At 47.3% G+C, this 18488-nt stretch carries 9 protein-coding genes and 1 tRNA gene; 6 read left to right on the forward strand and 4 right to left on the reverse strand.

The genetic code is table 11. The features are described 5' to 3' along the window. The first annotated feature begins 274 nt into the window (after positions 1 to 274). The 3 genes from PSE7367_RS04080 (at position 275) to PSE7367_RS04090 (ending at position 4242) form a co-directional block, all read left to right on the forward strand. Positions 275 to 2254 (forward strand): mechanosensitive ion channel family protein, encoded by a 1980-nt coding sequence (locus PSE7367_RS04080; protein WP_015164097.1) that lies wholly within the window; start codon positions 275 to 277, stop codon positions 2252 to 2254. A gap of 306 nt (positions 2255 to 2560) precedes the next feature. Next, on the forward strand, positions 2561 to 2794 hold the full coding sequence (locus PSE7367_RS04085; RefSeq protein ID WP_015164099.1) for a hypothetical protein: 234 nt from the start codon (positions 2561 to 2563) through the stop codon (positions 2792 to 2794). 44 nt (positions 2795 to 2838) lie between these two features. After that, the gene (locus PSE7367_RS04090; protein WP_015164100.1) at positions 2839 to 4242 is read left to right on the forward strand and encodes an OmpA family protein; all 1404 of its coding nucleotides are present in this window, start codon (positions 2839 to 2841) and stop codon (positions 4240 to 4242) included. Positions 4243 to 4258: 16 nt separating this feature from the next. Here the strand turns inward: PSE7367_RS04090 and PSE7367_RS04095 are convergent, their stop codons facing one another. Both PSE7367_RS04095 and PSE7367_RS04100 read right to left on the reverse strand, forming a co-directional pair. Further along, the gene (locus tag PSE7367_RS04095; RefSeq protein WP_015164101.1) at positions 4259 to 6442 is read right to left on the reverse strand and encodes a hypothetical protein; all 2184 of its coding nucleotides are present in this window, start codon (positions 6440 to 6442) and stop codon (positions 4259 to 4261) included. A 616-nt stretch (positions 6443 to 7058) separates the two neighbouring features. After that, positions 7059 to 7129 (reverse strand) — tRNA-Gly (locus PSE7367_RS04100). A gap of 442 nt (positions 7130 to 7571) precedes the next feature. Here PSE7367_RS04100 and PSE7367_RS04105 point away from each other — a divergent pair. The 3 genes from PSE7367_RS04105 to PSE7367_RS04115 all read left to right on the forward strand — a co-directional run bounded on the left by PSE7367_RS04105 (position 7572) and on the right by PSE7367_RS04115 (position 13767). After that, positions 7572 to 10001, forward strand: a complete 2430-nt coding sequence (locus PSE7367_RS04105; RefSeq protein ID WP_015164102.1) for an O-linked N-acetylglucosamine transferase, SPINDLY family protein — start codon at positions 7572 to 7574, stop codon at positions 9999 to 10001. Positions 10002 to 10074: 73 nt separating this feature from the next. Beyond that, positions 10075 to 12399, forward strand: coding sequence for an O-linked N-acetylglucosamine transferase, SPINDLY family protein (locus tag PSE7367_RS04110; RefSeq protein WP_015164103.1), 2325 nt, complete (start codon positions 10075 to 10077; stop codon positions 12397 to 12399). 6 nt (positions 12400 to 12405) lie between these two features. Continuing rightward, positions 12406 to 13767: a hypothetical protein gene (locus tag PSE7367_RS04115; protein WP_015164104.1), complete on the forward strand. Its 1362-nt coding sequence runs from the start codon at positions 12406 to 12408 to the stop codon at positions 13765 to 13767. A 47-nt stretch (positions 13768 to 13814) separates the two neighbouring features. Here the strand turns inward: PSE7367_RS04115 and PSE7367_RS04120 are convergent, their stop codons facing one another. Continuing rightward, on the reverse strand, positions 13815 to 14306 hold the full coding sequence (locus PSE7367_RS04120) for a DUF1622 domain-containing protein (protein ID WP_015164105.1): 492 nt from the start codon (positions 14304 to 14306) through the stop codon (positions 13815 to 13817). A 417-nt stretch (positions 14307 to 14723) separates the two neighbouring features. After that, the gene (locus PSE7367_RS21475) at positions 14724 to 18242 is read right to left on the reverse strand and encodes a PAS domain S-box protein (protein WP_015164106.1); all 3519 of its coding nucleotides are present in this window, start codon (positions 18240 to 18242) and stop codon (positions 14724 to 14726) included. Positions 18243 to 18488 lie beyond the last annotated feature (246 nt).

Consider the following 18488-nt stretch of genomic DNA (forward strand, 5'->3'; position numbering starts at 1 on the left):
GGTTATTGTTGCTTTCCCCCAGCTATCCCCACCGTGTAACCATTACCTATACTCTATTAAATTAATAGGTCTAGATTTAGTTGTCTGTGATCTAGCGCACTATGGTCAAATAATTAATTAACTTTCGTCAATCGCACCCATAACAGAGGATTAGCTAGCTGGATCTGGGTGATTGTTGTATCATTTGCGCGATCGCCTGTTTGAATTTGCTGAATCTGCTCTTAACTTAACCTTACCTTACTTTAGCTAGCTAGCCCTATCCCCGACGAGAACCATGAAAAAACGCACCCTGGTGCTGATCCTCCTGGCCTTTGCCGTATTTGGTTTGACGATCGCCCCCAGTATCATCCCCAGTATCGCCCCCAGTATTACCACAAGTATTGCCACCGATGCTGGTGCATATTCTTCTCCGGCCAGAGTGATTGTTCAACCCAGCGATCAAATTAGCGATCAAATTAGCGATCGAGGGCTTGATCCGGGGCAAGTCAAAATCGCCCAACTGCTTGAATCGGACAATCCCAACAGCACTGACAATGAAGCGGAGTCAGACACGATCACCCCAATTGCCACATCAGCGATCGTACGTTTAGGCAATCAACCAATTTTTGAGATCAAAGTCGCGGCCGGTGCAACCACTGCCGCCGATCGAGCTGAGATCATCAGCGATCGCATTGAAACCCTGGCCAATGATCCATTGATTCCGCTAGGAGCAATCCAGGTGGGCGACCAAGGTGGTGTAACTGTAATTTTTGCTGGGGATGTGGTGCTGGCGCAAATTACCGAAGCCGACGCGATCGCTGCCAATACTACAGTTTTGGAGTTGGCCAATCAATCTGCCAATCAGATCAATCAGGCCGTAGCTAGCTATCGCCAAACAAATAACGTAGGGGCGATCGCCACCGAACCAGGCGCAGGTTGGGCAACGCTGCCACAGCTATTTCAATTTATTAACAATCGCAACCTGAATATTGGCACTACGCAGGCAATTCTCTATGCGGTGATCGCCACGTTTGTTTTTGTGATTGTACGGCTGATTGTTGGTAGCTTTTTTGGCCTGATTATTAACCGGATCGATCGGCAGCGGAGTAGCCAAGCCAGCGGGATCAGAATTAGGGAAATTGAATTCTTTTCTGCCGATCAGCTAATCGACTTTGTCCTGGATATCACCAAGTTTATTCGCTTTGTGGCCAATCTAGGGCTATTCACAATCTATTTGGTTTTTGTATTTAGCCTTTTTCCGATCACCCAAAAATTAGAAGCGCAGTTCTGGCAATATTTATCCCTGGCCTTAAATAATGGCTGGAAAGCCTTCGTTGACTATATCCCGAACCTGTTTAGCATTTTCCTGATTGGCTTTGTTATTTACTATATTCTCAAATTTATTCGGCCAATTTTCCGGCGCTTGGGGGATGGCTCGCTCACGATCGATGGCTTCTATCCAGAATTCGCCCAGCCCACCTATCGCATCATTGAATTACTGGTATTGGCGCTCACTGCGATCGTGATTTTTCCCTACCTACCTGGGTTTGGCTCGCCAGCATTTCGGGCGATCGCCCTGTTTTTGGGTGCCCTGGTTTCGTTTGGTTCCACCACCGCCGTGGCCAATGGCGTAGCGGGAATTATTTTGATTTATACGCGCTCGTTTCAAATTGGCGATCGGATCAAAATTGGCAACGTGACTGGCAATGTGGAAGAAAAAATGTTGTTGGTGACGCGGATTCGCACCTTTGAAAATACGGTGGTCACGATTCCCAATGCCAATCTGCTCTCTGACAATATTGTTAATTACAGCGCCACGATCCGCGATCACAATACGCCAGTGTTGCTCTCGACCACAATCACGATCGGCTATGATGTGCCCTGGCGGGAGCTAGAGCCAGTTTTGGTTGCTGCGGCGCTTGCCACTGAACATGTGCGATCGGAGCCGCGTCCGTTTGTGTTGCAACTTGGTTTGGGGGATTTTTCGGTCAGCTATGAGCTAAAGGTTTATACCGATCGACCCACGATTATGGAGTTAATCCACTCGGAATTGCATCGCAATATTCAGGATCAATGTAATGCCGCCCAGATCGAGATTCTTTCGCCAGTCTATTCCGCCATGCGAGACGGCAATAAATCTACAATTCCCTCGGAATATCTGCCGGATGATTATGCGGAGCCTGGGTTTAATTTGCATCCGCTGGGTAATCTATTTCAAATTGACTTACGCATGGGCAAGAACCGCAATGGTGGACAAAGTGATTCGTCTCCTTGATGCGGGGATGCGCAGGGATGCTCCGATCGCTACACATGCACAAGCTGAGATGTTCAAATATTTAAATCAAAGTATTTGAGCCAGTTAAGTTGATGAAGCTATAGCAGTCGAGGAGAGGATTAGGACATAGTCAATCTTTGCAAGAACTTCAATCAGGGTGATCTAAATCCACAAACTTTTCCACTAATGATGTTTGGCGTAAATCCTCTGCAATGGCATCAATAACATTGACTGAGCTAAACTGAGGCTGGAATAAATGCACACATCAGTTAGCATTAGGGTAGTCATAGCAATTGGACTCAAGTCATGCTACGAGAAACACTAAAGCACGAGATCGATCAACTCAGTGATAGTCAACTGGCAAAGATTGCTGACTTTATCAATTCAATCAAGACACAAGCTATACCAATTTGGCAAAGTGCCACACCGATCGAACGGGCTGAAGATTTTCGCGCTTGGGTTGCCCAGCTTCCTGAAACAAATATTCCCCTTGATGATGCCGCTTTTGACCGCAGTATTATCTATTATATTAATAGCTAACTAAAGATTACAAACCAAACTAACAGCGCGATCGGCAGCAGGTTATGGCAACTCCGGAGCGACCCCAGGACTATTCCGCCCATTCCAACCTCGATCCCATCGATGAAACGATTCGACTACATGGGTTCGCAGATTTGCTATCGGAACTGGCCAAGGAAGATAAACCCTTGGTAGATACAGATGTGGTGGCCAAAAGTCAGGAAATTGAAAAAAAATTAGATTTGCCACCCATTCCCGATTTGGTCAAGCAAGCCCAAGAGCACTCTGAAGCCTCTGGAGCATTAGACATCCCATCCGAACCCGCTGCAACCATAGCCGATCGCCAGCAAGCTAATGATTCCGAGCAGAGCAATCCAACCTTAACTCCAGTCGATCGCCCTACCCCATCCCCCACTCAAACCCAAACCGAACCCGCCTCCGTGATGGTGGCCACCGACAAGCTGAATGCCCTGTTGGCGGAAGTGTCCCATCTGCGTGATGCTCAAACTAATCTAACCACTCACATCAATGATCTAGAAACTCAGCTAAAGGAGGCAGAAGGTCGATCGATCGATCCATTGGCACTTGATCCATCGTCAGGATCTAATCAAACAGCCAACCAGTTATTCATGGCAAGATTTGGCCTGCTGATTCTATTGGGTTTACTAATATTAATTCCGGTTGGCATCTATCAATATTTCAAGCTGGTGGAACGGGGACGCGAAAAAGCCGTAATGCTGAAGCTAAGCGCAGTGCCGCAATTATCGGTTTATCGGATTGAAGCAGATGTGCGCGGTCAAAACCTAGAGCTGCGCGGTAAGTTGCCCCAGCGGCATTTACGGGATCTGGCCGAAGAAGTGGCCACGGCTGCGCTACCGGGATATCGCGTTAACAATGAAATTATCACGATCGATATCCCTGCTGATCCATTACTGGTCAACGAAGAAGCCCAGCGATTGGCGGCGGCTTTTTCAGCGATCGATGGCATGAACATTGAGGCGCAACTCCAGGGGAGCGAAGTGCTTTTAACCGGAACCGCAATCCGCCAGCAAAGCATCAATGCGCTGGTGCCTGCTTTCAATCAGTTGCCGGGGGTGGAACAAATCACCAATCAGGTGAAATTTACACCACCAGCGATCGCCACCAGGGTCTACTTTGCGTTTGAATCAGCCACAGTTGAGCTAAGGGACATAGATGGCAAGCTAGAAAACGTCAAGCAATTTATGCGCCAAAATCCTACTTTCCGGTTGCGCATTGTTGGCTATGCCAATGCAAATGAATATCTGGCTGAGCAACTAGCTCAGGAACGCGCCCAGGCGGTGAAGAATATTCTTGAAGATCGTGGCATCGATCGCCGTAACATGAGCGCGATCGCTGGGGCGGGCAATCCACCAGGGGTAGCAGCAGATCAAGAAGATTGGCTGAATCAAGCGGTTTTGTTTGAATTAATTGAACCCGATTCAGAGTAAAAATTGAGAGTACAAACTAACCCTGACAGCGCACTAGAAACAAATCAATGGCGATCGCCAACCGATGTAGATCGCACGGTGCTGGTGCAGGCTTGTAACCGAGATTATGTAACTGCGATAGCCGTTGCCAATGCTTGGTATATAGATGGCTCACACTCAAATTGGGAAAAGATTGGCGCAATGCCTGGGCAAACTTGAGATCTTCCACGTCTTTTTCGATCGTGGTGGTCAAGGATGCTCCATTCTCAAAATCACTATAAAAGTAATAGACCATTTGACCAAGGGTGCCCAGGAGCAGAAAGCCATAGATCTGTGAATCGGCCTTGCCATAGCCGCGAATAATAATATCGCTAAACTTACTGCAAACCATGTCCCCCAGCGCATAGAAGCGCAGATTAGCCATTGCGGCATCAACCCCATCGATCAATTGCTCCAGGTTATTCTGGCTCGATACTTCCTCCGTGCCATCGCTGTGCTCCACATCAGCAGCATTGGCAGCATTGGCAGCATTGGCAGCATTGGCAGCATTAGCTGGATTATCATTTAGGTTGATCGCCAGTGGCATTGCTGTTTCCGGCAATTGGTTTAGATCAGAAACATAAAAAGTAGCTGCTTGCCCTGCTAAAATAACCTGCTCAGAACGGTAGGCTGCAAACTGACGGCTGATGTCAGAGCGTAAGATATCCTGCGCCATCGAGGTGGGGTCAATCTTGACTCGCTCCATAGACAAAGACCAAATGTCACCAAAGCGCTGTTGAAAAAATAAGGTGGCCAAATGTGGTTTATATTTTGCCTGAATGCCGATCGCCACATGTGACCGGGTTAGTTCTGCTTGCTGATCGCCCCAACTGCTGGATTGAGTCAACTCCATTATCCTGTCTGCTTCATCGGCATCGATCGCCGCAATCGGGGCAGGCGAATCAACCTGGCTAGACAAGGCCAGAGCTTGCTGTAACTGCTCAGTGGTAAGGCTGGGATGAGCATGAGTAATCTGCCATTGTCCCGCTTGCAATATGCCCTGATAGCGTTGATCGCCAGATGAGTTGCCTTGCCGATTGCAAACCGTAATTACCTCCAAACTGGTGCGATCGGGCAGATTTAGTAATAAGTGAGCAAGATGATCAATCCGCTGACTAAACGACCACACCGACGACCAGGATAGGCCAACTTGAATTTGATTGGCATGGTTGCTATACACAAAAATCTGATCGATTTGGGTCCACTCAATTTCCACCATTGTCGCGGTGCTCGGCTCAGGCAGATGGATGTTTAGTAGCAGCTCTATGCCAGCATCACAAAACCAGGCAATGCGCCACAGATGGAGCAGATCGATGATTGGCAGGCTAACTGGTTGCGGGGCGATCGCGCTTAATTCCCGCCGTTGTGCTGCCGCCAGGAGAGGTAATATAAATTTGCGGGCTTGCTTTTCCGAGCGGGCTAGTTGAGCGCTTACCTCAGCTTGCAGGGCTGCCTCTTTTGCTTGATCTTGGGCTATTTCCACCTGCCAATCGGGGAAAACTTGATCTAGGCCGATCGCACTCAAAAGTCTGGGTAAATTACCTGCTCCCCATTCCAACTCCTCTGCGGTGACTCTCTTCCCCGTCAGGATATCAATCATTGCTTGGCGGTTACCACCATCACCCATATGCCAGGTGGCGATCGCATCGGCAATTAATTCTGCCTGCACTTGTAATGCTTCTTGTTGATGGTGCACCCATTTTTTATAGGCGACGATAAACGAAGAACTATCGATCGTGTTCCAAAATTCTGGCTCCAGCTCAATTCCCTGGCTTTTGGTATAGGCCAGGAAATCACCGCCATATTTTTCCGCCAGCGCCCGGATCAATTCTTCATTTTGCAACGATGCCTGATATTGCGGATCTAGTAACGTAAAGTCATGGCAACAACTAAACACCTCTTGCCCCTGCTCAAACAATCGCATATACCAAAGATGAGCATCGGCAGTGGTAAAGCGTACTGCAATTACCGGGGCTGAATTGGGGGCAGATGGCGCAGTTCGAGATAGGTCTAGCAGGGCTGCGTCAATCTGATCGCTGGGAGTCTGCCAAGCATCAACTATCTGCCAGATCCACTGATTAGATTGTTGGACGGGGCGATCGGGCTCAAAATTACACAGCGCCATTGCGAACGACTCAGTGCTTATGCTGCAAGCAGCTATAATATGCATCTTCGTCGCCATTCCTTGCCCTCCAGTTTGTTACGATTTGTCAATTTTACCGATTCAGCATTGGCAGATTACCATCTAAAATCTCCCAAAGCTAGAGCCCTAAAGACAGTAATACATTTTGGGGTGGCAAACGCATTTTCTTTTATCTTTACCTTTCCAATGAGCCAGCTAACCTGATATGCAGCTATTTTCAGATCGCGGCTTTTTAGCTAATTGAGCTACTTGAAATCACAATATGCAAACTAACTAAAGCAGTGTCAAGAGACTTGCTGGGCGGGAATATCGATCGATTAGCTCCAAATATTGCTGCTTATTAATATCAACCTTGTACAATATCTCGCTTCAGAAAACCCTAATCAAGAGAATATCAAGGCTTCAGCATTTTAGTTGTATATCACACTAACTAATCAAGCCGATCGATATATTGAATATCAATGTAGATTGAATATCAATGTAGTTGGTATTGGTCTCGGAACCGATGCCACCACATTTTTAGTCAAGAGCGATCGCCATGCTCAAATCCTAGACTCGCTGCTTAAAGTTTGGTGCCAATGCCCAGGCTCAGCTCGTTAATACTATGCCTAAATTTACAATTAAGTTGAAAATATAAAGTTGAGAATATAAATAAAGCGGATGACGGGAATCGAACCCGCGACCGAAGCTTGGGAAGCTGCTGTTTTGCCACTAAACTACATCCGCAATGATTAGAACTTTTGCCAAAGCCTAGATTTTGCCATTTAGCCAGTAATTTACTCGCCTGTTTAAAGCCTGTTTAAAGCCTGTTTAGAAATATTAAAACCCGAATCGACCAAATCAACAGAGCTTAACAATATTATAATCCTGGGCGCAGCCTTAACTATTTTGTGTAGATGGCTTGGTGCGATCGCTTGGGCAAACTTTAAAATAGCGAATATTCCTTGATTCGATGTGCTTGCTCAGTCCAAGGGCAATTGATATTGATATTGATATTGATATGGTTGTTTTTTATGCATAGATTGGGGGTAGATAACCAGTTAGTTTGATTCTAAACATTGGTGCAGAAGGATTTACAGAAAAAGACGTTTGCGCCAGGCTCAATCCAATGGCCAGATATGATTACATCTACAAGACTATCAGTTTTTGAATTATTTAGGTTACAGCTATGGATGACTTGAGTGGTGGATTGTCTCAGGCTCGCACTTTGTGGTTAGCGGGAGAATACCAACAGGCGGCAGGTATATATGAACAGGCGATCGCCACCGAACCAGATCACCAAACCCACTATTGGCATCTAGGGCTAATGTTGCTGTTGATGGGACAAGAAGCAGAGGCTCAGATGACCTGGTTAATGGCACCAGATTCGTCTGGCGACTTAGACTTGCTGGATGATATTAAAAATATTGAAGATAGAGATCTAGAAAGTGAGCAGGAGTCAGAGGCGATCGCCAACCAAACCATTGATAAACAATCAGATGCTCAGGCAGGTTTACCGCTCGACCAGATTTTAAACCAGGAATGCGATCGCCAGGTAGAACTGGGCAATCTGCAAATGGCCTGGGTGATTCGGCAATATTTACGCGAGTTTTTCCCCGCTGACATCAATAATCTATTGCAGCTTGTGCAACTATCAATCTCGATCGGTAGTTTTCAAAGCAGTGATTTGATCGACCTTGGTTTGATTGATGCTTTAGCAAGTATTAGTGAAACTCCATCTACATCTGAACCTACAGATAGCGATTTCGATACTGCTCTGGAACCTGCAACCGCTACCGCAGGATCAACCCCACCAGCGATCGAGCCAGAACTAATCCTGACCACCATGAAAGCAGTGCTGGATTGTGCAATACCAAGCGAAACAGAGTTTGAATTCACCGCTGCTGCTGCCAATTACATATATTGTTTCATCCCCCAGGTCAATATCCTTGACCAACTGCGGATTATGGCGGAGAAACTCAACTACACCAGACAGCTTCCCCATCTAGCTGTGCGGGTTGTCAAAATATGCCTGGCTCTAGAACCTGAGAACGTTGATTCACTGATTTATATTGCCCACACCTATTCCGATGCCCGTGAGCATAGTGAGGCGATCGCCCATGCCCAACGTGCCTGTGATTTAGCTGAGCGCAACTCATGGAGTCTGGCAATGCAAATTATTGCCCATTACTGCCTCCTCAAAGTATTAATGATCGCCAGTGGTTATTGGCAGCGGGCAACAGCGACTAATCAAAAGATCCAAGCACTGTGTCAAAGTTTATATACTCTACGTCCTGAGCTTTCCCGCCGGGATTTGATGCTGTTGCGAACGGTTAATTTTTTCTCGCCCTACTTTGAAGATAAAGCCCGCCCCAATCGCACGATCCAAAATCAATTTTTACAGTTTTGTCAGGATCAAGCAGAATCTATCTTTCAAGAATTAATCCCAAAATATCGTAATCACCACCAGCAATTGCGACAGCAAAATCAAGCGAGCAAACATAATACAAGCAATCGCCCACTTAAAATTGGTTATCTATCAAGCTGTATGCGTCGCCATTCGGTGGGGTGGTTAGCAAGATGGTTATTTCAATACCATAACCGCGATCGCTTCGAGATCTATACCTACTTCATCAACTTTCGTCAGACCGATGACAAGTTGCAGACCTGGTATGCGCAAAAATCTGACCAAGCCTATCGTGGCGGCATAGACGGCAAGGATGATGGAGTGACCCTGGCAAAAAAAATATTTGCTGACCAAGTTGATATTTTAATTGACCTGGATAGTATTACTTCCTATGTAGCTCCAGAGGTGCTGTCTCTCAAACCTGCACCAATCCAGGTTTCCTGGTTAGGGCTTGATGCAACTGGCGTGCCAACCGTGGATTACTTTATTGCCGATCATTATGTCCTACCGGAATATGCCCAGGAATACTACAGCGAGAAAATCTGGCGATTGCCCCATACCTACCTGGCCGTAGAAGGATTTGAAACTAGCGCTCCAACGTTGAACCGCGATCGCCTCGATATCCCAGCCGATGCAGTGGTGTTCTTAACGGCGCAAACAGGACAAAAACGCCATCCCGATACCACTAGAATGCAGTTGCAAATTATTAGCCAGGTGCCTAATAGCTATTTATTGATCAAGGGCATTGCCGATCAAGAATCCATGCAGAATTTATTTAAAAATCTGGCGATCGAAGCAGGCGTGAGTGAAAATCAACTCAAGTTTTTACCCCTGGTCAAAAATGAAGAGACCCACCGTGCCAACCTGGCGATCGCGGATGTGGTGCTGGATACCTACCCCTATAATGGCGCTACCACAACTATGGAAACTCTCTGGATGGGGATTCCGATCGTCACCAGGGTGGGTGAGCAATTTTCGGCGCGCAATAGCTATGGCATGATGATCAATGCTGGTATTAATGAAGGGATCGCCTGGTCAGATCAGGAATATATTGAATGGGGGGTCAGGTTGGGCAAGGATGAAAAACTACGTCAGCAAATTGCCTATAAATTGCGCATGGGTCGCCACAGTGCGCCATTGTGGAATGCGAAGCAGTTTGTGAAAGAGATGGAGGATGCCTATACTCAGATGTGGCAGGCATATGTTGGCTAATAGACGCTCTGAGGCGTTATGAGGCACTCTAATCAATGCACAATGGTTACTAATTTTTGTGAGGCAGGCAGGTATGGCAGTGGATGCTGATTTTTCCTCATCCGATCAATTTACTTCTAATGCAAATCCTGGCGATCGCTGGCAGGCTCAAATTGAGGCTCACAAGGCCAAAAATGAATATATGCAAGCGGCTGAGGTTTTAGCAGCGGCGATCGAGGCTGAACCCCAGGTCAAGCATTATTATTGGCAATTGGGATTGATGCAATTGCTGGCCGGAGCTGAGGAAGATGCCCAGGTGACCTGGATGTTTGCGATCACCAGTGATGACAGCGAAAGCACGGCGAGCGATACCCAGGAGTTGGTGCGGGTACTCAGCCAGGAAGCGCAACGCCAAGAGCATAAGCAGGAATGGCTGCAAGCGATCCTAGTCAGGCAGTATATTCACCAAATTGATCCTACTGATTTAACTAATCTGTTGGCATTAATCCGGCTGAACATCAAGCAGAATGCCCTGGAGCAAGAGTTGCTAACTACAACAACTGAACAGCTTGTGGCGCAATCTCCATCTCAGCAGGGTAATCCGCCCCTACTACCTGAACACATTGGCAACCAGATCCTGCATACGCTCAAAGCATTATTGAATTATGTTACGCCCGATCGCCCCATCCTTGACTTTATTAGTAGTTGCTTGCCTTATTTAAAACTGAATGTAACCGATCGCCAGACTGGTTTATTGCTTTTGCTCCAGGCAAGTGACAAAGTTGGGTTTAGCCTCAAACAATTTGCGATCGCCATTACCCTGATTGAATTCTGCTTGGATTTAGCACCAGATAACCTGATTGCCTGGAGTTATCTGGCGCAGTTCCACCAGAATATTGGTCAATTCGAGCCCGGTTTGGCGGCCGCCAGGACTCAATATGAAAAATCGCAAACCCTGGTCGATCGCCTCAGCGCTAGTCACATGCTCTTGCGGGGATTGTTGGGAGCAGGAGGTCATTGGCAAGAGGCGCTGCGCACTTTCCAAAACCATCTCAAAATGACCGCTGAATTGGTGGCAGCCCAACCTCAAGACCTAGAGCGAATTGATGTCACCAGGCTGATGACCACGTCCTTTTTTACCCCTTACATCAAAGACGAGCCAGCCCAAACTCGGCCGCTCCAAAATCAGCTAATGGCATTGTGTACCGCAAATATTCATCGCTATGCCCAAGCAGCAGTACAGAAGTATGCGACTGGATTTAAGGCTCGCGCTGTAAATGATACTTATCGGCGTAGCGATCGCCGCCTAAAAATTGGTTATCTCTCCAGTGGCTTTTGGCAGCATTCCGTTGGTTGGTTGGCCAGATGGTTAATCAAAAACCATGACCGCGATCGCTTTGATCTGCATGGCTATTTTTTGGATTATCGGCAGGGACAAGACCCATTGCAGGAATGGTATGTCAAACAAATGGATCATTGTTATTTGCAAGGTGTTGATGGGGAGGGTGATACCTTGACAATTAGTAATCGTATTTTTGCCGACGAAATTGATATCCTGATCGACCTGGACAGCATCACCCTGGATACAACCTGTGAAATCATGGCAATGAAACCAGCCCCCCTGCAAGCAACCTGGTTAGGGCTCGATGGATCGGGCTTACCCACGATCGATTATTTTATTGCCGATCACTACTCTTTACCCGCCGAAGCAGACCAATATTATCAAGAAAAAATCTGGCGCTTACCCCATTCTTTCATTGCGGTGGATGGCTTTGAAGCAGCCGTACCGACAATCCATCGCCAGGATTTTGGTATTCCAGCAGAAGCGGTAGTTTACCTAACTGCTCAGGTGGGGCTGAAGCGGCATCCCGATACATTGCAACGGCAATTAGAGATTATTAAGGCAGTGCCCAATAGTTATCTCGCAATCAAAGGGCTAGCTGATAATGCTTCCATGACTAAACTATGCCAGGAGATGGCGGCGGCAATGGAGATCAGTTACGATCGGCTGGTATTTTTGCCCCTTTCGGCCACCGAAGCTGAACACCGTGCTAATTTAACGATCGCTGATGTGGTATTAGATACCTATCCCTACAATGGCGCTACTACCACCCTGGAGACCCTGTGGATGGGGATTCCAATCGTGACCAGGGTGGGCAAACAATTTTCTGCCCGCAATGCCTATTCCCTGATGGTGAATGCTGGTATCAGTGCTGGTATTGCCTGGAGCGATCGAGAATATGTGGAATGGGGAATACGGCTGGGCAGCGATTTGGCTTTGCGGCAACAGGTCTGCTGGCAATTGCGGCAATCGCGCCACAGTCAGCCGCTCTGGGATAGTAAGCAATTTACCCGTGACATGGAAGCCGCTTATATAAACATGTGGCAACAAAAATGGCAGGGTGACGAAACTAATTAAATCAGCATGACCCTTACTCAAGTTGAATATACTTTTCTTTCACTGCTTGCCCAACGCCAGCTTTATCCAAGCCAGCCACGGGTACTGGAGCTAGGCGCACAATATTGGTTTGGCGATGTACCGATCGCCAACTTGCAACAGGCAATCGCTATGCAGATAACCGCGCCAGAGCGCCAGCAACAATTAAGCGATCGCCTCACTCAGGCATTACATGACCATACCCCCGGCCAGGTATTTGAATTGGTGCAAATTGCCTACCAAATTTTGTTTCAGCCCACCAAAGTTGTCACCATCGACCGCGATCGCCCTGAGGCAAATGCCCTAGCCTTGGATCTAAATCTACCCCTGGATTTACCGTCGGATCTGGCTCAACCCTTTGATCTGGTGCTTAATCTCAAAACAGCGGCGCGGGTGTTTAATCTGCATCAGTTTTTTAAGACCTGCCATGAATTAACAGCCCCAGGCGGAGTAATGGTGCAGGCGATGCCATTGGTTGGCCTGAGCGATCGCCACTTTTTTAATTTCCAGCCCCCGTTCTATTGGCAATTGGCTGCTATTAATAACTACGAAATGCTGGCAGTGATGTTTGTGGCGGGCGATCGGTTTATTGAGGTGGTTTCGCCAGCGGGAGTCATGCAATATTGGCAGGATCAACAGGCCACACCAGGGGAGCCACCGATCGCCAACACGGCTATTTATGCGGCGATGCGCCAGAGCGAAAACCCCAAACCATTCCAACTGCCAACCCTGCCACCGGAGCCGATCGCGCCGCAAGTGATCTGGCGATTGCCATTGCCTGCTAATGAATCCAGTGCATCCAGTGAACTTAATGATGCGAATAATACCGACGATATTGATGCCAATGCTTTAAATGATTCACAGCTAGAGTTAGAAACCGCGCCATCAGAGCAGTCTGGGGTGGCAACAAGTTTGGCCACAAGCCTGAATCTAAAGGAATTAAATCTGCTGGTGGCTCCCGATTGGCGGATGCTGGCAGATTTCCTGGCGGTGGATTTGGCCAAGGTAATTAAACATCTAGCTGAGCATCCCCTCAAAGAGCAACTAACCCTGTTGCTGGTAGACAATCTTGCCCCAGAGGCGGCAGAACGCCAGGCCGATCCGGAAACAGTGATCGGTAATGTGATTATGAGCTTGCTGCTTCATGATGGAATAGATGTGCTGAACCAGGGCCCGACGATCGCGGTGGTCGATCAGCTCACCTCGGCTCAATGGCAGGAATTACAATCGCAGCTAAGTTACTACATCCCGATCGATTGTGAGGATGATTTGTTTGTGGGTGAATATGTTGATGCTTGGAATCTAACCAAACTAGATATTGCTGAGCTGACTGAGATGACCGAGAATTAGGCAAAGAATAATTTGTGCAGGTTCAAGATACATCTTTGGCAATAGCGCTAGCCAGTAATTAAGGCATCGATCTCACTGTCATCAACCCCTTGCTGTTTCATATGATGTTCTAGCTCTTCCACTTCTTTTTGAATGAAGTAGTTAACAAAGGTACGAATCGCCGTGATCGCGGCCAGCTTGCCAATATCAGTCCAGCTTGGTGATACCGCAGTACCCACAATATCAGCAGCCAACAGGAATTCAAGGGACAATGCCAGAGCGTGGCCTAGTTCCAATCGCACCGATTCCCGTGGTATTCTGGCAGCCACCCGCCCCCGATGCATCATCCGACCATGCCGATGATATAACAATCGCTGGAGGGCTTTGACCATGGCGATCGCCACAATGATAATCGCAATACATTCCAAAATGATCTTGAGGATTGACGCGGTTTGAAATAGTAAAATCTCGGAAAACTGTACCGCTGCTGAGCTATGCTTGCTAACTTCATCACTCGCGCCCAGGAAGGCTAGCAATTGGATCGATAGATTGATAAGCATAGGTGAATTAATGTGATGTCAGTAATGTCAGTTCGATGGAAAAAGATCGCTATTGTCGCAATCGGATTTTCAGGCGATCGCCAGTAGACACAGATTAGGGATTACCAAAAACTACCAACCTCAGTTGGTAATCAAATATCTCGAATATCTCGAATATCTCAAATATTAAAGTAGGGAGCTTTAGTAAAGAACTATCGAGCCAGTCTCACGCCGATGACGAAATATGGTTATATGATCATTTCCAAATAATTGCCAGATAATTATCTGATTGGCTAATTTTACGTCTGCTTGTTTATTGCTTATAACCCAGTGCCTGAAATCTTTGCCGTGATTGCCAATACTTTGCTGCAATCATCACATCAATGAATTAGTTGCAATACTTGGATTCGGGCTTACTTAAGTTTAGTAGCTGAAGAATTACCGCATACCTACTTGAGGGGCGATCGCCAATGTAAACCAAAAGGTCGTACCCTGTCCCGCTTCGTTGGCAACGCCAATTTGCCCCCCGTGGGCAGAAATGATCTGGCGGCACAAATATAAACTAAGACTAATGTTGGTGGAATATTTAGAGCGATCGGTTTTGGCATAACGCTGAAATAATTTGCCACAATCGGCCATGCCCAGGCCATTATCCTTGATCTCGCAACGTAGCATTGCACCCTGCTCAGTTTCGATCGGTTGAGCATCCAGGGTTAGCTCCATCCCAGGTGGATTATGCTTAAGTGAATTGGTAATCAAATTTTCATACACCCGCACAATTTGTCCCATATCCGCAGCCACACTGGGCAGGTCATCGCTAATCAGGTTATTCAGCTTGGCCTGGTTTTTGCTCAGCAGCGGCTCCAAATCAGCCAGCACCGCCTTGACCAAACAAGCAATCCCCACTTTGCCGCTCTTTAGTGCCACATTACCGGCTTCCAGGGCATGGGCATCGAGCAATAGGTTCAGCATTTCCAATTGGCGATCGCTACTTTGCACCATCCGATCGAGAATTTTCAGCGGCAACAAAAGATGGGTGGGGGTTTTGCTAACTGGTTTTGACTCGGTAGGGGATTGAGGTGGCGGTTGAATTGAAGTTTGGTTTAGAGTGCCCTGGGCTTGATTAACCTGATTAGTGGTGACATTAACGCTGGGCGCAATAGGAACACAACTTTCAGTGCCTTTTTTAATCAAATTACGCAGCAACAATAAATTGCCCATAATTGGCGTGCGCAGGTCGTGGGAGACCGCATGGATAAAAAAGTCTTTTACTTCGCTCAATTCTTGGAGTTCGCGGTAGCGTTGTTCTAGCTCCTCGGTGCGTTCCTGTACCTGTTGTTCTAGGTTGGCATTAAGATCTTGCACCTGGGCATAGAGTTCGGCCTGTTGGATGGCGATCGCTACCTGGGTAGCCAACTTTTCGAGAAAATTGACTTCAAATGTATGCCAATGCCGAGTACCAGTACATTGATGTACCCCCAGGATGCCCATCAGTCGATCGCCCAACAAAATTGGTACAGTTAGCGCCGCTTTAACTTTACTGCGACGGGCAATTTTAGTGCGATTTGGGGATAGGCTTACCTGCGTCAGATCGTCAATTATCTCCGGCTTGCCACTGCGGAACATAACTTCTACTTCTTTGGTGAGGGCATCATCGGCTACCCAACCCAAGACTGAAGGCCATTCTAAGTCCACCGACTCAGCAATCACATGGCTTTGATTTTCACCGTTGGCATAGGCAATAAACACCCGATCGGCAGTCATCATCTGGCGTACTTCAGTAACCGCGGTGTGGAGGATTTGATCCAGGTTCAGGGAGCGGCGAATTTTGAGGGCAATTTCACCGAGCAAACGATCGCGCTCGATCGCCTCCTTGAGACGGGCTTCGGCCAGTTTGCGATCGGTAATATCATTGGTCATGGCCAGAATGCAAGACTCGCCATTGAATTCGATCAGTTCAGCAGAAAAAAGAGCCAGCATTGGCTCCCCCGACTTGCGGCAAAATTCATATTCAACATTGCGAACAAAGCCTTTTTCTTGGAGGGTTTGGCGTAGTTGCAATGCTTCGGCAGGATTGTGCCAAATTCCTAGCTCGGTGGCAGTATGGTTGATTACTTCATCGCGTTGGTAGTTGGTGGTATCCAGAAATGCCTGATTAATCTCAATAAATTTGCCTTCATTAAAGGTGGAAATGGAGCAAGAGTCAGGGTTAGAACGAAAGGCCTTGGAGAACATTTCTTCCGACAATCGCAGCGCCCGCTCGGCTTCGACCCGCTCGGTGATATCGCGCACAATCACAATTACCTGCTCGTCTTGAAATGGCAGCATCCTGGCTTCAAATATTCTGTCGCAGCCCTGGATCGGCAGGTTATATTCATAGCTAACCAGGGCTTGGGTGGCGATCGTTTCTTGAATAGCCTGGTGAGTTTTCTTGGCGATCTGGGGTGGTAAAAATTCTTCGATTTGGCGATGCATGAATTGCTCTGGTTTCACAAATAGCTCCGAAGTGCTGCCAGAGTGATATTCCAGGACTTGACCCGCTGCATCGAGGCGAAATTGCAAATCGGGAAAGGCTTCAAAGATCGCCCGCAGATTGGAGGTGGTTTGCAGCAGTTGTTCTTCAATCCGTTTGCGATCGCTGATGTCGTTGATAATTGCCAACATGCAATCGCTATTATGCAGGAAAATTATTTCCGCTGAAATGAGGCAAGCAATTCGATCGCCTGATTTGGTACATAGTTTCGATTCAAAATTTTTGACTGTTCCTTGGGTTTGGAGTTGGTGACGGAGGCGATCGCCATCTTCAGGATCAACCCAAATGCCCATGCCAACAAGACTCTGATTAACTAACTGATCGCAGCGATAGCCCAACATTTTGGCTGTGGTATCGTTGACTTCCAGGATTTTCCCCTCCGTCAGGGTCGCAATCACGATCAGGTTGGGGCTGGAATGGAATGATTTAGAAAATTTTTCCTCCGATCGGCGCAAGGCAATCTCTGCCTGTTTGCGTTCGGTAATGTCGCGCACAATTACCAATACTTCATCCACACCACTAACCACTACCCTTGCTTCATATTCATGGATGGAGTTGTGTTTTTCGAGCTGATATTCAAATATCTGGGTTTTACCAGTTTGAAAAGCCCGCTCAATTTGCTCCATGCGGCGATCGGCAATTTCCTGGGGCAAGACATCATGGACTTTGTGTCCCAGCATTTTACTTGGGGAGATCGCAAAGTCAGAATCGCGGTGCGCCTTAAAATCCAAATAAGTACCATCGCGGCTAATCCTGAACATCAAATCGGGGATTGCATCCAATAGGGCTAGGGTTCTGGCCTCATTACGCTGGAGCGCCTCTTGCACCCTTCTTTGGGCGGTGGTCTCACGCACAATCGAGGTGACCTCATCGCTGCCGCTGGCAACCAGGCGAGCTTCCCAACAACGCAGTTGGCCATTGATTTCCAGTTCATACTCAAAGGTTTGGGTATCACCACTGGCGATCGCTAGCTCTAGCATTTCAATGAAGCGATCGGCTAAATGTTCTGGTAGCACCGCATAGATATTGCTGCCAATCAATTGATCTGCCGGTAATGCCAAGTCGCTTTCTTGTTTAGCCAGCACGTCGGTATAAATACCCTGGCGGTTGAATCGAAATATGAGATCGGGAATTGCATTTAAAAGAGCCCTGCTGCGATGCTGAGCTTGCTCATTACAATCGGGCTTTTCGCCATTTTGACCACTGTATTCGAGGCGGGTATTATTACTGTAGATGCCAGCGGTTCCAGTTCTGAGGGAGCCATATTGATTGGGATCAGCTAAGTGATCTGGTGAATTATCAGGTTCGCAGGAAAGTTGATCGATCGCAGATTGTTCTAGAATTTGCTTGACCTTTTCAAATGCTGCATCATTAATGCAACAATCTCTGATCGCTTCTAGATGGTGATTTAGAACCCGATTCATCTTTTCCCTCAGATTACTCATTCCAAAAATTAAACCACTTTACCGATTTTATTGATTGCATGATCACATGATCATCGGTTAGCTCAGCCGCGCTCAATTAAGCCAACGATGACGCGGTATGATGCCTCTGGATACCTAGGCTAGGCCAGGATATAAGGATATACAATACAATCGCCCTGCCCTTATTCTATTAGCTTACCCAAACCATTGGTTTGCACCAAAGCGCATGTATACGTCACATTGTTT

It is taken from the genome of Pseudanabaena sp. PCC 7367 (genome assembly GCF_000317065.1).
GTDB classification, from domain to species: domain Bacteria; phylum Cyanobacteriota; class Cyanobacteriia; order Pseudanabaenales; family Pseudanabaenaceae; genus Thalassoporum; species Thalassoporum mexicanum.

Coding starts and splice junctions, on each gene's coding strand:
- PSE7367_RS04080 (WP_015164097.1), top strand. CDS start 275: ATGAAAAAACGCACCCTGGTGCTGATCCTCCTGGCCTTTGCCGTATTT.
- PSE7367_RS04085 (WP_015164099.1), top strand. CDS start 2,561: ATGCTACGAGAAACACTAAAGCACGAGATCGATCAACTCAGTGATAGT.
- PSE7367_RS04090 (WP_015164100.1), top strand. CDS start 2,839: ATGGCAACTCCGGAGCGACCCCAGGACTATTCCGCCCATTCCAACCTC.
- PSE7367_RS04095 (WP_015164101.1), bottom strand. CDS start 6,442: ATGGCGACGAAGATGCATATTATAGCTGCTTGCAGCATAAGCACTGAG.
- PSE7367_RS04105 (WP_015164102.1), top strand. CDS start 7,572: ATGGATGACTTGAGTGGTGGATTGTCTCAGGCTCGCACTTTGTGGTTA.
- PSE7367_RS04110 (WP_015164103.1), top strand. CDS start 10,075: ATGGCAGTGGATGCTGATTTTTCCTCATCCGATCAATTTACTTCTAAT.
- PSE7367_RS04115 (WP_015164104.1), top strand. CDS start 12,406: ATGACCCTTACTCAAGTTGAATATACTTTTCTTTCACTGCTTGCCCAA.
- PSE7367_RS04120 (WP_015164105.1), bottom strand. CDS start 14,306: ATGCTTATCAATCTATCGATCCAATTGCTAGCCTTCCTGGGCGCGAGT.
- PSE7367_RS21475 (WP_015164106.1), bottom strand. CDS start 18,242: ATGAATCGGGTTCTAAATCACCATCTAGAAGCGATCAGAGATTGTTGC.